The sequence below is a fragment of the Streptomyces avidinii genome (genome assembly GCF_045161815.1).
In the GTDB taxonomy this organism is placed as follows: domain Bacteria; phylum Actinomycetota; class Actinomycetes; order Streptomycetales; family Streptomycetaceae; genus Streptomyces; species Streptomyces avidinii.
In genome coordinates this window covers 7,199,142-7,215,209 of record NZ_CP108863.1, presented here as the reverse complement: position 1 = coordinate 7,215,209, position 16,068 = coordinate 7,199,142, and the positions used below count along the sequence as shown (strand labels likewise).

The following is a 16,068-nucleotide window of genomic DNA, read 5'->3' as shown; positions in this document are numbered from 1 at the left end:
CGCACCGACAGCGGGAACAGCACCGCACACAGGGGGATCACCATGCCGCACGGCATATCTCTTATCGACAAACCGGGCTGGTACGCGGGGGAACCGTACCCGGCCGGCGCACTGGAGCACATAGCCGCGCTGCCGGCGGCCCAGCAGCCCGACTGGGCGGACCACCCGGAGCTCGGCCCGGTCGTCGGCGAACTGCGGGCCGCGCCGGGGCTGGTCGGCCCCCGCGACATCAGTAGGTTCGGCCTCCTGATCACCGAGGCCGCACAGGGCAACGTGAGCATCCTGCAGGCCGGGGACTGCGCCGAGGACCCGGCCGACAGCACGCCCGAGGCGGTGCGCGACAAGGTCCGCATGCTCGACGTCCTCGCCTCGGCGCTCTCGGAGATCACCGGGAGGCCGACGGTCCGGGTGGGCCGTATGGCCGGCCAGTACGCCAAGCCGCGCTCCCGGCCGACGGAGCGCCACGGGGACCGTGAACTACCGGTCTTCCGGGGCCACATGGTGAACCGGCCCGAGCCGGAGGCGGCGGCCCGCGCACACGACCCGCGCCGCCTCGTGGACAGCTACCGGGCCGCGCACGCGGTGTTCGAGACCCTGCGGACGGACACCGGATGGGACTTCCGGAACACCTGGACCAGCCACGAGGCGCTCGTCCTGGACTACGAACTCCCGCTGATCCGGGGCGACGGGCCGGGCCGGGCGTTCCTCTCGTCCACGCACTGGCCCTGGATCGGCGAGCGCACCCGCTCCGCCGGCGGGGCCCATGTGCGCCTGCTCTCCGCGGTGGACAACCCGGTGGCCTGCAAGGTCGGGCCGACGACCACCCCCGCGGAACTGCTCGAACTGTGCGCCCTGCTCGACCCGGAGCGCCGGCCCGGCCGGCTGACCCTGATCGCCCGTCAGGGTGCCGCCCGGGTGCGGGAGAACCTCCCCGCCCTCGTCGAGGCCGTACGCCGGGCCGGGCATCCCGTGGTCTGGATGTGCGACCCGATGCACGGCAACACCGTGACCGCCCCGGACGGCCGCAAGACCCGCCTCGTCGAGGAGATCGTCCGGGAGGTCGGGGGCTTCCTGTACGCGGTGGAGTCCGGCCGCGGGACCGCCGGGGGGCTCCACCTGGAGGCCACCCCCGACCGGGTACTGGAGTGCGTCCTCGACACCGAGGGCATGTCCGGGCTCGCCGGCCGGGCCGGACCGCTGTGCGATCCCCGGCTGAACGTGGAACAGGCGCTCGACGTCGTCTCCGCCTGGCGCGCCTGAGCCACCGCCGCCCACCGGCACCAGCCGGTCCTGCCACACCATCACACACGGGGGAACATCCGTCATGAACCATCATTCCGACCAGTCGGTCCGCGCGCTGCGCGGCCCGACCGTGGACCATCCGGCGCCCTACGGCGTCCCGGGCCTGATCCGGGCCGCGAGCGAGCGCACACCCGACGCGGTGGCCTGCACCGGCGCCGGGGAGACCTGGACCTACCGCCGTCTGGAGGAGGTCTCCGACCGCCTCGCCGCCGAACTGCTGCGCCGCGACCTGCCCGAGGACCGGCCCGTGGCCGTGCTGGCGCAGCGCGGACCGCACATGGTGGCCGCGCTGCTCGGCGTACTCAAGGCCGGACTGCCCTATCTGCCGCTGGCCACCGACGAGTCGGCCGAGCGGCTCGCGCTGATCCTGGACACCGCCCGGCCGGACCTGGTGGTGGGCACCGCCGGGGCACTGGCCGGCTGGCAGGGGCCGGCCGGCGCCGCCCTGCTGGACGTGGAGCCGCTGTCCGCCGATCCCGACGCGGCCTATGTGCCCGGCCCGCTGCGGCCCGTCGCCCCCGACCAGCCCGTCAACATCATCTTCACCTCGGGCTCCACCGGCACGCCCAAGGGCGTCGTGGTGCCGAGCGGCGGAGTCACCAACCGGCTGCTGTGGGGGCAGCGCCACTACGGGCTGACTCCCGAGGACCGTGTCCTGCAGAAAACCCCGTACACCTTCGACGTGTCCGGCTGGGAGATCTACTGGCCGCTCATCGTCGGCGCGCGGCTGGTCATGCTCGCCCCCGGTGAGCACGCCGACCCCGCCGCGATCATGCAGACGGTGACCGAACACCGGGTCACCGTCTGCCACTTCGTCCCGTCGATGCTCGACGAGTTCCTGCGCTGGCCGAACGCCGCGGACTGCACCGGCCTGCGGCACGTGTTCTGCAGCGGTGAGGCGCTGCCGGCCACGCTGGCGCGGGCCTGCGTCAAGACGCTGCCCGCCCGGCTGCACAATCTCTACGGACCCACGGAGGCCTCGATCGAGGTCACCTACTGGGACAGCCCCGAGGATCCCGCGCTGATCGACGACGTGCCCATCGGGCAGGCCGTCGACAATTGCGCACTTCTGGTGCTGGACCGGCAGGGCAGGCCCGTCCCGGACGGGGAGACCGGCGAACTCGCCATCGGCGGCGTGCCGCTGGCGCTCGGCTACCTCGGCCGCCCGGACCTGACGGATCGGGTGTTCGTCCCCGCCCCCGAGGGCACCGGCCTGGACCGCGTCTACCGTACGGGTGACCTCGTACGGGTGGTGGACGGACAGGTCCGCTACCTGGGCCGGATCGACGAGCAGGTCAAGATCCGGGGGGTGCGCGTGGAGCCCGGCGAGGTCGAGAGCGTCCTGCGCGAGCACCCCGCGGTCGACGAGTGCGCCGTGGTCGTCGCCGGTGAACGGGTCCCGCGCCTGGTTGCGTTCGTCCGGCCGCACGGCGCGTCGGACTGGACCGCCGCGGACCGGGTCGGAGCGCGGGACGGGGGTCCGGCGGACTGGCAGGAGGAGTGCCGCGCCCATGTCGCGGCCCGGCTGCCCTCCGCGTACGTCCCCACGTATTTCGTGGCCCTGGACGCGATGCCGCTGACCCGCAGCGGCAAGCAGGACCGGGTGCTGCTGCGGCAGCGGGCCGCCGAACTCCTCGCGCCCCGCGCCGAGGGCCCCGGCGTCCAGGGCGACCCGCTCGCCCGGCTGTGGGCGCAGGTGCTCGGAGTCGACACCGTCGACGAGGACGCCGACTTCCTCTCGCTCGGCGGCCACAGTCTCGCCGCGGTACGGCTGCGCGGCGAACTGCTGCGCTCGTACGGGGTGCGGATCACCCTCGCGGAGCTGCTGCGCGAGCGGATCACCCTGGCCGCGCTGCGCCGCCGTACGGCGACCGCGCCCGACCCGGGCGACGGCGCGGCCGGCGCCCTGCCCCGGCGGCCCGACCCGGCCCGCGCGCCCGTCTCCGGCGGGCAGCGCCGACTGTGGCTGATGGAACAGCTCTACCCGCGGCTGAGCGCCTACAACGTGGTCGCCGCCGTACACGTCGCCGCCGGCCTGGACACGGACCGGCTGCGCACGGCACTGGCCCTCGTGGTCCAGCGGCACGAGTCCCTGCGGACCGCCGTCGTCGCCGACGCGTCGGGCCCCTACCAGGCGGTCGCCGAGCGGGTGGAGGCGCCGCTGGAGACGGGGGTGGCGGACGGGCCGCTGACCCGGGAGCGGTGCCGCGCGCTGGCCGCCGAGGCAGCGGCCCGGCCGCTGCCGATCGACCGCGCGCCGCTGTTGCGGGTCGTGTACACGCAGGGCGCGGACGGCGACGGCCTGCTGGTGACCGTGCTGCACCACGCGATCGCCGACCAGCGCTCGGTGGACGTCTTCCTCGCGGAACTGGCCGCCGCCTACGGCGGGTTCCCGCCCGCCGGCGAGCCGCCGCACTTCGGTGACCTGCTGGTGGACCGGGCCGCCCGGGAGGACGCCGGCGGGCAGCGGGCGCACCTCGCGTACTGGGTGGACCGGCTGCGCGACGCTCCCCGCACGCACGGGCTGCCCTTCCAGGCACGCCGTCCCGCCGTCACCACCTTCGAGGGCGGAGCCGTCGAGTCCGTCCTGGGCGGGGCCGACGCACAGCTCCTCGACGAGGTGGCACGGCGGATCGGGGTCACGCCCGTCGCCGTGGTGCTCGCGGCCTTCACCACGGTGCTCACCTCCTGGAGCGGGCAGGAGGAGATCGTCGTCGGCGTCCCGTGGTCCTCCCGCGACGGAGGTCCCGGCGAGGACGTCATCGGGTTCCTCGTCGACACCCTGCCGGTCCGGGTCGACGTCGCGGCCGCGGAGAGCTTCTCCGCGCTGGTCCGGCAGGTCTCCGACACGATGATCGACGCGCACGGGCACGCCGGCGCGGACTTCGAGGAGATCGTCCGGGCACTGGGTCTCCCCCGCAATCTGAGCCGCAACCCGCTGTACCAGATCTGGTTCAACGACCTCACGCACGCCGCTCCCGCCCCCGCCTTCGACGGGGTGCCGGCCGCTCCGGTGGAACCGGGCACCACCGGCTCCCTGTTCGACCTGGGCCTGTACCTGCACCGCGACGGGGAGTCGGGCTACCGGCTCCAACTCGTGCACGCCCGCGACGTCTTCGACGCGGCGACCGCCGCGCAGCTGCTCGGCCAGGTCGTCCGGCTCCTGCGGGAGGCACCCGCCGACCTCGGCCGGGCGCCCTCCGGGTGGCTGCTCGGCGGCGACCGGCCGCCGGTGGAACCGGCCCCGCGACCGGCCCTCGCGGGCGTGGCCGAGGCCTTCGGCCGGGCTGCCGCGCTGCACACCGACCGGGTGGCGCTCCGCTTCCCCGGGGGCCGGCTCACCTACGGGGAACTGCGCGACCGCGTGGAGGCGCGCGCGGCCGCCCTGGGCGGGGCCGGCTGGTCGGGGCGCGCGGTGCTGCTGCCGGGCGACCGGTCCCCCGGTACCGTCGTCGAGCTCCTGGCGGCCTGGCAGGCCGGATGCTCGGTCGCCCTGGTGGACGCGGCCCTTCCGGCCCGCCGGCTGCTCGCCGCCCTCGCCGGGTCCGGCGCCGAGGCGGTGCTCACCGGCGACGGCGCCGACTGGCCGGTACCGGTCCTTTCCGGCCCCTCCCTGCCGCGTCCGGCCACCGGGGCCGTACCGCTCGCCTGGGGGCACGCCCTGTGCACCTCCGGCACCACCGGGGAGCCGCGTGTGGTGTTCGCGCCGCACGAGGCCCTGCCCGAGGCCCTGCACTGGTACCGCGAGACGTTCGGGACCGGGCCCGACGACCGCTTCCTGATGCTGTCGGCGCCGGGGCACGACCCGGTGCTGCGCGACGTCCTGGTCCCCCTCACCAGCGGCGCCTGTCTCCACCTCCCGGCCGCGGGCACCGAACCCGGGGCGCTCGTGGACCTCCTGCTGGAACACCGGATCACAGCCGTGCACGCCACCCCGGGACTGGCCCGGCTGCTCGCCGCGGCCGCGCACGGTACGGGCAGGCGGCTCGACCGGCTCCGGCACGTGGTGCTCTCCGGGGCGCTGCTCACCGACCCGGTGGCCCGGGAGCTGCGGCGGGCCGCCCCCGCCGCGGAGATCCACCACGGCTACGGGTCCACCGAGACACCGCAGTTGAGCTCCTGGCTGCGCTGGCGCGACCCGGCCCGCGACCCCGAGCGGCGACGGCGCGACCGGGTGGGCGTGCCGCTGGCGGCCCACAGCCCCTGGCGCGAGCTGGTGATCGAGGGCGCGGGCGTCGGACAGCTCGGGGAGATCGTGGTGCGCGGCCGGGGGCTGGCGCTCGGCACCACCCCGGTGCAGGACCCCTCCCCGTTCGGACCGGATCCCTACGGCCGGCCGGGGGTGTCGACGTACCGCACGGGGGACCTCGGCCGGTACACGCCGGACGGGCTGATCGAGTTCGTCGGGCGGCGCGACCGGCAGGTGTCGGTCGGCGGGCATCGGCTCGAACCGGCCGAGATCGAGGCCGCGTTGCGCGCGCACCCGGCGGTGGCGCAGTGCGTCGCGGTGGTCTCCGGGACGGAGATCACCGCCTTCGTCGCGGCGCCCGGCGCGGGCCCGGTGCTCGCGGAGGAGCTGCGCCACGAGCTTGGCTCCGTACTCCCCGGGTGGGCGGTGCCGGGCCGGATCGTCGTCCTGGACGAGCTCCCGCTCGACCGCAACGGAAAGGTCGACGTCCGCGCCGCCGCGGCCGCCCCGGTCCCGCAGGCGCCGGCGGCCGGGCCGGTGGCCTCGGCCACCGAGGACGTGATCGTGGCGGCCCTGCGGGAGCAGCTCGGCGCGGGAGCCGGCGTACGGGACGACGGGCTCGGCTCGCCCGACCCGCTGGACGCGGCCACGAACTTCTTCGACGCCGGCCTGACCTCGCTGTCGCTGCTGCGGATGCACGCACACCTGCGGGCGCGGGGCCTGACCGTCGAGGTCGTGGACCTGTTCCGGTTCCCCAACCCCCGGCTGCTGGCCCGGCACCTGCGCGGCGACGGCGCCGCCGCGCCGGGCACCCCGGCGCCCACCGCGGCCCGGTACACGTCACCGGCCGGTGCGGCCGCCGCGCCCGGCGGTACGGCCGCCGCGCCCGGCGGTACGGCCGCCGCGCGGCGATCGGTCCGCCGACGCCTGAACGACCAGAAGAGGACGCAGCGATGAACCCGTCGGAGAAGCACGACATGGACGAACAGACCGCCGAGCCCATCGCGATCGTCGGTATGGCGGGACGGTTCCCCGGGGCGGGGAACCTGGAGGAGTTCTGGCGGGCCCTGTCGGAGGGCGAGGACTGCTTCAGCACCCTCGGGGACGAGGAGCTGCGGGCCGCGGGTGTCGAGGAACGGCACCTCCGGGACCCGCACTACGTACGGCGGATCCCGCTGTTGGAGGACGCCGACCGGTTCGACGCGGCGTTCTTCGGGATGACCCCGCGCGAGGCCTCCATGCGCGACCCGCAGCAGCGGCTCTTCCTGGAACTGGCACATGCGGCCCTGGAGGACGCGGGCTTCGACGCGTTCGCCGTGCCCGGCACGGTCGGCGTGTACGGCGGCGCCGCATCCAACCGGTACGCGGAGTTCAACATCCGCGCGAACAAGGAGCTCGCGGCCCGCGCGGGCGCCCTGTCCCTGGACATCTACAACAACAACGACTACGTCGCCAGCACCGCCTCGTACCGGCTGGGCCTGACCGGGCCGGCCCTGTCCGTCGCCACCGCCTGCTCCACCTCGCTGGTGGCCGTGCACCTCGCCTGCGAGGCGCTGCGTTCGGGCGAGTGCGACGTCGCCCTCGCGGGCGGCACGGAGATCGAGCTGCCGTACGCGCACGGCTACCGCTGGGCGCCGGGCAGCATCTACTCGCAGGACGGTGTGTGCCGTCCGTTCGACGCCAGGGCCAACGGCACGGTCTTCGGCAACGGCGGCGGTGTGATCGTCCTCAAGCTGCTCTCCGACGCGCTGGCGGACGGGGACCCGGTGCGCGCCGTGATCCGCGGTTCGGCGGTCACCAACGACGGCTCGGACCGGGTCAGTTTCAGTGCCCCGGGCGTGGACGGGCAGATGCGGGCCGTGGTGGAGGCGATGACCGTCGCCGGACTCGGGCCCGGGGACATCGACTACGTCGAGGCGCACGGCACCGGCACGGACATCGGCGACTCGATCGAGATCGAGGCGCTCACCTCGGCGTACCGGTTCCTGGCCGAGGGCGGCGGGCTCGCCCCCGCCGGCGTGGCGCTCGGATCGGTGAAGTCGAACATCGGCCACCTCGGTCCGGCCGCCGGGGTCGCGGGCCTCATCAAGACCGTCCTGTGCCTGGAGCACGGCGAGCTGGTGCCCACGGTGCACTTCACCGAGCCCAATCCGAAGCTGAACCTGGGGGCGACCCCCTTCCGGGTGGTCAACCAGCGCGACGCGTGGCCGGTCTCGGACGAGCGGCCGAGGACCGCGGCCGTGAGTTCGTTCGGCGTGGGCGGCACCAACGCGCACGTCCTGCTGGAGCAGGGGCCCGCGGCCCGGCCCGGCACCCCGGCCGACGGCCCCGAGCTGCTCGTCTGGTCGGCGCGTACGGAGGCCGCCGAGACGGAGGTCCGTACGCGGCTCGCCCGTCACCTCACCTGGCAGGGCGAGGACGGGCTCGTGGACACCGTCACCACCCTGCGCAGCGGCCGGACCGCCCACCGGGAGCGCCGCGCGGCCGTCGCCGGCTCGGCCCGCGAGGCGGTGACCCTGCTCTCCGACGCGGAGGGCCGCGGCGTGATCCGCCCGGCGGACGGGGCGGCGGCCCGCCCGGTCGCGCTGCTCTTCCCCGGCCAGGGCTCCCAGCGCCCGGAGATGGCCGCCGGGCTGATGGGGTACGACGCGACGTTCACCGAGACGATGCGCCAGTGCCTCGACACGGTGGCCGGGCTCGGCCTCGACCTCGAACCCGCCTGGCGCGGACCGCACGCCGCCGAACTGCTGGGGCGCACCGAGTACGCGCAGCCGCTGCTGGCCTCGGTCGGCTGCTCGCTGGCCGCGATGTGGCGGGCCTGGGGCGTGACCCCGGTGGCGCTGCTCGGCCACAGCGTCGGTGAGCTGGTGGCCGCCGTGGTCGCGGGCGTGACCGGGCCGGAGGACGGCCTACGGCTGGTCACCGCGCGGGCGCAGGCCATGCAGGCCATGCCCGCCGGCTCGATGCTCGCCGTGTCCCTGGGCGAGCAGGAGGCCCGGGACCTGCTCGTGGACGGTGTGGTGCTCGCCGCCGTGAACGGTCCCCGCCAGAGCGTGCTCGCGGGGCCCGCGGACGCGATCACCGCGCTGGAGGGGCGGCTGCTCGGGGCCGGGGTGCAGTGCAAGCGCCTCGCCACCTCGCACGCCTTCCACAGCCCGGCCATGGCACCGGCCGCCGACCGGTTCCTGGAGGCCTTCGAGGGAGTGGCCCTGTCCGCGCCGCGGATCCCGGTGATCTCGGCCGCCACGGGGCTGGCGATGACCGACGAACAGGCCGTGGACCCGGCGTTCTGGGCCGGGCAGCTCACCACCCCGGTCCTCTTCGGGCCCGCGCTGGCCCGGCTCCTGGACGGGCAGCGCCTCACCACGCTGGAGGCCGGACCCGGCCGCGCCCTGTCCGTGCTGGCGCGCCGGCACGGTACGGACAGCCTGGCGGTACCCGGCCTCGGCCCGGCCGGGAGCGACCGGGAGGCCGTCCTCGCGGCGGCGGGGGCCCTGTGGACCGAGGGCCACGATCTCCGCTGGGAGGCCGTGGGCCCCGCCCGTCCGCAGCGCCGGATCTCCCTGCCGGCCTATCCGTACCAGCGGGAGCGGCACTGGATCAGCCCGCCCGCGCCCGAGGCGGAGCAGCCGGGGGCCGCCCTGCCCGAGGCCCACCAGCCGGAGCGGGCCGGCGCGCGGGAACAGGCCTCCGCCGTAGCGGAGTCCGCGTCCGCGGCTGTGCCCGCGGCCGAGGGCGTCCCCGCCCGGGGCGTGCCCGCGCTCTCTCCGCTGTCGGTCATGCGCTGGGAGGAGCTCCCCACCGGGACGCGCGCGCCCCGCCACCGCAGCAGCGTCGCACTGGCCCTGCTGCCGCAGGACCCCGATGCCGCCCGCCACGTGACGGCCGTACTGGGCCGGGCCGGTCACCGGGTGGTGCCCGCCCGCCCGGACACCCTGCGGTCGGTGCTGGACGGCCTGCTGGCCCGGGGCGAGGAGCCCGCCGTCTACGTGCACGCCCTCGCGGCGCAGCCGTGGCCCGAGGCCACCCCCGACACCATCGAGGAGCAGGCCGCCGCGGGTGTGGAGAGCGCGTACGCCCTCGTCAGGGCCGTGGTGCGGCAGTCCCGGCTGCGGCAGCCGGCCCGGTTCCTGCTGCTGGCCGCGCAGGCTGCGGACGTGTCCGGCGGCGAGCGCGTCAACCCGGCCAAGGCCGCGCTCGCCGGCCTGGCCAGGACCGTCCCGCTCGAAGTGCCCGGCGCGCAGTGCATGCTGCTCGACGTGTCGCCGGGCACCGACGCGGACCTGATGACCCAGCAGGTGCAGGAGCCGCAGTGGCCCGCCGTGGTCGCGCTGCGCGGTGACCGCCGCTGGGTTCCGGTGGAGGTGCCGATCCCCCACGAACCGGCCACCGAGCCCCCGGTCCGCCCGGGCGGCACGTACCTGATCACCGGCGGGTTCGGCGGCCTCGGCCTGGCCGTCGCCCGCGGGCTGGCCGAGACCGGACTCGCCCCCACCCTCGTGCTGGTCGGCCGTTCCGGGCTCACGGACTCGGCCGCCGACGAGGTCGCAGGTCTCGAACAGCTCGGTGCGACCGTGCTGGCCGAGCGCGGGGACGTCACCGACGAGGAGTCCGTACGGGCCCTGGTCGAGCGGGTGGAGAGCGCGGCGGGGCAGATCCACGGCGTCCTGCACGCGGCCGGGCTGCCCGGCGAGGGGATGATCGCCTTCCGTACGCCCGACCAGGTCAGGGCGGTGCTGTGGCCCAAGCTGCTCGGCACGCTCGTGCTGGAGCGGGTGTTCGCGGACCGCCCGCGGCTGGACTTCTTCACGTCGTTCTCCAGCCGCGCCTCGATCTCCGGGCTGGTCGGCAGCGCCGACTACGCGGCGGCCAACGCCTTCCTCGACGCGCACGCCGCCGTCTCCCGGCAGCGCTGCGTGAGTGTGAACTGGCCCAGCTGGGCGAGCGTGGGCATGGCCGCCAGGTCCACCGTGGATCCGGGCAGCGGCGAGCCGCTCTCCGCCTGGACCTCGGAGCAGCGCCGGGCACCGGAAGGCCCGGTGTACGAGGAGGAGTTGTCGGAGAAGGACTGGGTGCTCGACGAGCACCGGTTCGCCGGGCGCGCGGTCCTGCCGGGCACCGGCCATCTCGACCTGGTGGTCCGCGGGGCCCGGGCGCTGCGCCCGGAGCTCGCGGACGTGCCGGTGAGCCTGGGCGACGTGGTCTTCCGCCGGCCGCTGTTCGTCGACGGTACGCAGCGGGTGCGGGTCGTTCTCGAACCTCGCGGCGGCGACACCTGGGCCTTCTCGGTCCGTACCGGGTCCACCGTGCACTGCGACGGCCGGATCGGCGCCGCGGCCGATCCCTCGGCGCCCGAGGTGGATCTGGCGGCCGTGGCCGCGCGCATGACGGAGACGGTCGAGGCGTCCGGCGCCGGCGACCTCGCCGAACTCGGGCCGCACTGGCTGAACGTCACCGAACTGCGGCGCGGTGCGGACGAACAGCTGGGCTCGCTCGCGCTCGACGAGCGCTTCCGCGGCGAAGCGGCCACCCGCCCGCTGCACCCGGCGCTGCTCGACAGCGCCACGGCGCTCACCCGGCGCCGCGAGGACGCCCACCACCTGCCGCTGCTGTACGGCGCGGTCACGGTCTACCGCGACCTGCCGGGCGAGTTCACCAGCCATGTCCGGCACGTGCGCGGCGGCGGGGACGGCGGCGTCCTGGTCTCGGACATCGACCTGGTCGGCCCGGACGGGGTGGTGGCAGTCGCCGTACGCGGGTTCACGATGCGCAGGGTGGAGGGCAACCCCTTCGGGGCCGGCTCTCCCGGGGAGCAGCCCGCGGCCGAGCCGGCGGCCGGACTGCCGGCCTCGGACGGCATCCCGCCCGGTGAGGGCGTGGCCCTGCTGTTCGACGTACTGGGCGGGCGCCCGGCGCGTCAGGTCACCGTACGTCCGTACCGCGACGGGGCGCCGGTGGCCCCGGAGACGGTACGGGCGCCGCTGGTGGCTGCATCCGCCCCGGCGGCGGCGGTGACGGCCCCGGCGCGGACGGCGCCCGAGCCCGCCGCCCCACCGGCCGTCCCCGTCCCCGCGCCGGCCGCCGACAGCGGCGGCAGTGACCAGGACCTGGCCGAGATGCTCGAGGAGACCTGGCGGGCCGCCCTCGGCATGGGCTCCATCGACCACGCCGCGGACTTCTTCGACCTCGGCGGGGATTCCCTCAGCGCGGTCGGGCTGATCGCGGAGGTCCGCGACCGGCTGGGCGTCGAGCTGAGCATCGGCATGATCTTCGAGTTCCCGACCATCGCGGCCCTGGCCGCCGAGCTGCGCCGGCAGGCGGAGGGAGCCCGATGAGCACGCCCGTACGAGGAGCCGGTCAGCCGCGCTGGTCCGTCCGCGGTGAGCTGCGCGCGGACCCGCGGCTGCGGCTGTACTGCTTCCACCACGCGGGCGGGTCCGCGTCGGAGTTCACGCGGTGGCACCGCTACCTGCCCGAGGACGTCGACGTGTGCGCCGTCCAGCTCCCGGGCCGCGGGGCGCGGATCAAGGAGCCCGCGCACACCCGCATGGGCCCGCTCGTGGCGGAACTGGCCGGGCAGCTCGGGACGGACGTGCCCATGGTGTTCTTCGGGCACAGCTTCGGCGCGCTGGTCGCGTACGAGCTGGCCCGGGCCCTGGTGGAGGCAGGCGGTCCGGCACCGCGGCACCTCTTCCTGTCCGCCCGCCCGGCGCCCGGCCTGGTCACGCACCGGGGCAGCATCCACGACCTGCCCGAGGAGGAGTTCCTGGACGTCATGGACGCCCGCCACGGCGGGGTCCCGGGCGAGCTGCGCGAACACCCCGAACTGCGCGGGATGGTCCTGCCGTACTTCCGGGCCGACTACGAGGTGATCGAGACGTACGGGCCCGCCGCGGCCGCCCCCGTACCGGTGCCGGCGACCGTGCTCGGCGGGACAGACGATCCGATCCCCCTGGAACAGCTGGAGGCGTGGCGGGAGCACCTGTCCGGCCCGTTCGCACTGCGGATGTTTTTGGGCGACCACTTCTACCTCCGGCCGCACCGGTCGGCCGTACTGAACCTGGTGCGCGCGGTGGCCGGATGAGTACGGACGTGCGCGCCGCGCGCGCGGGACGGCGGCTCGGCGCACCGTACGAGCTGCTGCTGTTCGCCTTCGTGGTGTCCGGGCTCGGCAACTGGATCTACCGCCTGGCGCTGCCGCTGATGGTGTTCGAGCTGACCGGGTCGGCACTGAACACCGCGGTGGTGTACGCGCTGGAGTACGCGCCGCTGCTGCTGCTCTCGCTGCCGGGCGGCGTGATCGCCGACCGGTTCGAGCGCCGGCGGATCCTGGTCGTGGGCGACCTGGCGGCGACGGTGCTCGCGGGGATCCTCGCGCTCATCGTGACGTCGGGTTCCTCGTCGGTGCTGCTGGTCTACCTGGCGGCGTTCCTGCTCGCGTGCGTGGAGCCGCTGTACTACCCGGCGTTCCAGGGGATGGTGCCGGACCTGGTCCGTGACAAGGACCTGGAGCGCGCCAACTCCTGGATGCAGATGGGCGACAACGTGATGAGCCTCGCCGGTCCCGCCGTGGCCGGCGTGCTGATCGCGGCCGTCGGGTACCAGGGCGCGATCTGGGCCGACGCGGGTACGTTCGCCGTGTCGGCCCTGGCCATGGTCGCCATCAGGACCAGGTCGAAAGCGCCCGGGACGGATCAGGAGGCGGCGGGCGGGCCGGTGCGCCGCGACCTGATCGGGGAGGTGAAGGACTCCCTGGTCCACATCACCCGGGAGAACCGGCCCCTGCTCAGCGGCGCGGTCCTGTTCTTCCTCGCCAACCTGGGCACCTGGCTGGTGCAGGCGAACCTCGTCTACTACCTGAGCGACTACCAGTCGATGTCGCCCGCCCTGATCGGCGTGGTCTTCGCCGCGCAGGGCGCGGGTGCGGTGCTGGGGGCCGCCGTGTGTCCCTGGCTGGGCCGTCGCTTCGCACCCGGCCGGGTCGTCATTGCGGGAACGGTCCTCGCGGGCGCCGGAATCGTCCTGCTGATCCCGCTGCGGGACGTCGTCGGCATCTCGGTGCTGTGGGCGCTGATCTACGGCATCGGCACCGTGAACATGGTGAGCTGGTTCGTCCTGCGCCAGCGCACCGTGCCCGCGCGGATGCTGGGCCGGGTGGTGGCGACCACCCGGATGATCGCCTTCATGTCGATCCCGGTCGCCTCGGTGCTGGGGGGCGTGCTGGAGCAGCACTGGCACAACATGTACCTGATCATCGCGATCGCGGGCGGTCTGCGGCTGCTCGTCGGCTTGGGCGCCCTGCTGTCGCCGCTCAACTCCGCGGCCGGATGGCGTAATCCGGCCGATTCCTGACGGCGGGGCCGGCCGGCACGACGGTCGCGGCAAGGAGCAGTTCCGGGGTGGCCGCCCAGCGTCCTTCGTAGTGGAGGGGCACAGGCGGATCTCCGGCCTCTTCGGCGATCACGGAGATCCTGGCCGTCCCACCCGTCCCACCCGTCCCACCCGTCTCGACGAGCTCGGCGCGGAAGGTCCCGGCCGTACGGTCGAAGAAGACCGACGCGTCCCCGAAGCCCAGCCGGCGCCGCGTCATCGGGAACCACGCCTTGTACACGGACTCCTTCACGCAGAACAACAGCCGGTCCCAGTGCACCTGCGGGCACTCCGCGGTGAGGGCCGCCAGCCGCTCGTGCTCCTCGGCGCGGGCGATGGCCTCCAGCACCCGTCCGGGCAGGGGTTCGTGCGGTTCGGCGTCGATCCCCACGGCCCGTACCCGCGTGCGGGACGCCACGGCCGCCGCCCGGTACCCGGCGCAGTGCGTCATGCTGCCGACCACCCCGTACGGCCACACCGGCGCTCCGCGCTCGCCGGGCAGCACCGCCACGGGCGGTACGCCGAGGTCCGCGAGGGCGCGCCGGGCGCAGTGCCGGACGGTGGTGAACTCCCTGCGCCGTCCTTCGTGGCGCGCCGCCCCGAGGGCTTCCAATTCCTCGCGAAGAAGGGTGGATTCGGGTACGTCGGCAAAGCTCTCGGCGTACGCCACGGCGGTCGGAAGGATCAGTTCGAGCACCTCAGGACCCTAACGACCGGAACCGTTCTTCCGCCATTTCTGCCGGTCGGTCCGACTGCTAGCGTGATTCGGGACCAGCAATTGCATTCGAACAAAACGCAGATGTTCGTCCACCTAGGGGGATTTCCGCAATGACCAGCGGTATTGATGATGTGTCCACCGCCATAGGCGCGGCCGAAATCGGTTCGAGGAAGCGGCCGCCCGGCCTGCGCCTGCCCGCGGTGGTCCAGACCCTGCTGTTCGCCCAGTACCGGCACAAGCTCTTTCCCGTGCTCCGCCGCAGGCACGGGGACATCTTCACGCTCCGGCTCACCACGCCCACCCGCCATCTGGTGATCCTCACCAAGCAGGAGGACATCAAGACCGTCTTCGGCGGCCCGGTGGACGTCCTGCACGCGGGCGAGGGCAACGCGATCATGGGGCCGGCCCTCGGCGACCACTCGGTGCTGCTCACCGACGAGGGCGAGCACCGCAGGTCCCGCCGGCTGCTGATGCCCGCCTTCACCGGCGCGGCACTGGCGGGCTATCAGCAGATGGTGGGCGAACTGACCAGGGCCGAGGTGGAGAGCTGGCCCGAGGAGACCGTCTTCAGCTCCCACGAGCGGATGCAGGCGCTCACCCTGGAGGTGATCCTGCAGGTGGTGTTCGGGGTGACCGACGAGGCGCGGCTGACGCGCATGCGCCCTCTCGTGCGCGGTATCGCGGACATCGGCCCGGTCACCCTCCTCGGCCTCCCCTACCCCCTCCTGCAGCGCTTCGGGCCGTGGCGCCGCCACACCGATCTCCAGCGGGGGCTGGACAAGCTGCTGTACGCGGAGATCACCGGCCGGCGCCGCGCCGCCGACCTGCACAGCCGGACCGATGTGCTCTCGCGCCTGCTCCAGGCGGCGGAGAACGAGGAGGGCGGCGGGTTCACCGACGCGGAGCTGCGCGACCAGCTCATCACGCTGCTCCTCGCCGGGCACGAGACCACGGCCACGGGTCTGGCGTGGGCGCTGCACGAACTGGTGCGCCGACCCGAACAGTTGCGGCGGGCCCAGCGCGCCGCGGACGAGGGTGACGACGCGTATCTCACGGCCGTCGCCAAGGAGGCGCTGCGGCTCAAGCCCGTGGTGTACGAGGTGGCCAGGCAGCTCACGAAACCGCTCACGGTCGGCGGCTACCGACTGCCCGCCGGTGCCACGGTGATGCCCGCCATCGGCATGGTGCAGTCGGACCCGGAGTACCACGACCAGCCGGACGAGTTCCGTCCCGAGCGCTTCCTCGACGGCCAGCCGCCCGCCCACACCTGGATTCCGTTCGGCGGTGGCGCCCGTCGGTGCATCGGCGCCGGTTTCGCGCTGCTGGAGGCGACGGTGGCACTGCGCGAGGTGCTCCAGCGGTACGAGATCCGGCCCGACCGGCCCGCTCCGGAGGAGCAGAAGGCCCACCACGTCACGCTGATCCCCGCCCGGGGGGCGCGTCTCGTGGTGAGCCGTCGCCGCTGAGCCGCACCGGACGAGCGGGACGC

The 16,068-nt window shown here is 74.7% G+C and carries 7 protein-coding genes; 6 read left to right on the top strand and 1 reads right to left on the bottom strand.

Annotated elements, in window-relative coordinates; translation table 11 throughout:
- The first annotated feature begins 42 nt into the window (after window positions 1–42).
- From OG373_RS32600 to OG373_RS32580, 5 genes are all read left to right on the top strand, one after another.
- Window positions 43–1,260: a 3-deoxy-7-phosphoheptulonate synthase gene (locus tag OG373_RS32600; RefSeq protein ID WP_405441992.1), complete on the top strand. Its 1,218-nt coding sequence runs from the start codon at window positions 43–45 to the stop codon at window positions 1,258–1,260.
- Between the two features lie 64 nt (window positions 1,261–1,324).
- Window positions 1,325–6,448, top strand: coding sequence for an amino acid adenylation domain-containing protein (locus tag OG373_RS32595; RefSeq protein WP_405441991.1), 5,124 nt, complete (start codon window positions 1,325–1,327; stop codon window positions 6,446–6,448).
- Complete coding sequence (locus OG373_RS32590) at window positions 6,445–11,826, top strand: SDR family NAD(P)-dependent oxidoreductase (RefSeq protein ID WP_405441990.1); 5,382 nt, start codon at window positions 6,445–6,447, stop codon at window positions 11,824–11,826. The genes OG373_RS32595 and OG373_RS32590 overlap by 4 nt, the downstream gene beginning before the upstream one ends.
- Window positions 11,823–12,575 (top strand): thioesterase II family protein, encoded by a 753-nt coding sequence (locus OG373_RS32585; protein ID WP_405441988.1) that lies wholly within the window; start codon window positions 11,823–11,825, stop codon window positions 12,573–12,575. The genes OG373_RS32590 and OG373_RS32585 overlap by 4 nt, the downstream gene beginning before the upstream one ends.
- The gene (locus OG373_RS32580) at window positions 12,572–13,843 is read left to right on the top strand and encodes an MFS transporter (RefSeq protein ID WP_405441987.1); all 1,272 of its coding nucleotides are present in this window, start codon (window positions 12,572–12,574) and stop codon (window positions 13,841–13,843) included. Before OG373_RS32585 ends, OG373_RS32580 begins: the two co-directional genes overlap by 4 nt.
- Here the strand turns inward: OG373_RS32580 and OG373_RS32575 are convergent.
- Window positions 13,803–14,558, bottom strand: coding sequence for a 4'-phosphopantetheinyl transferase (locus tag OG373_RS32575; protein WP_405441985.1), 756 nt, complete (start codon window positions 14,556–14,558; stop codon window positions 13,803–13,805). The genes OG373_RS32580 and OG373_RS32575 overlap by 41 nt on opposite strands.
- Window positions 14,559–14,689: 131 nt before the next feature.
- On the opposite strand from OG373_RS32575, the gene OG373_RS32570 reads away from it, so the two are divergent.
- Window positions 14,690–16,045 carry a cytochrome P450 gene (locus OG373_RS32570; RefSeq protein ID WP_405441984.1) on the top strand — a complete coding sequence of 452 codons (1,356 nt, stop codon included), beginning with the start codon at window positions 14,690–14,692 and terminating at the stop codon, window positions 16,043–16,045.
- Window positions 16,046–16,068: the final 23 nt, after the last annotated feature.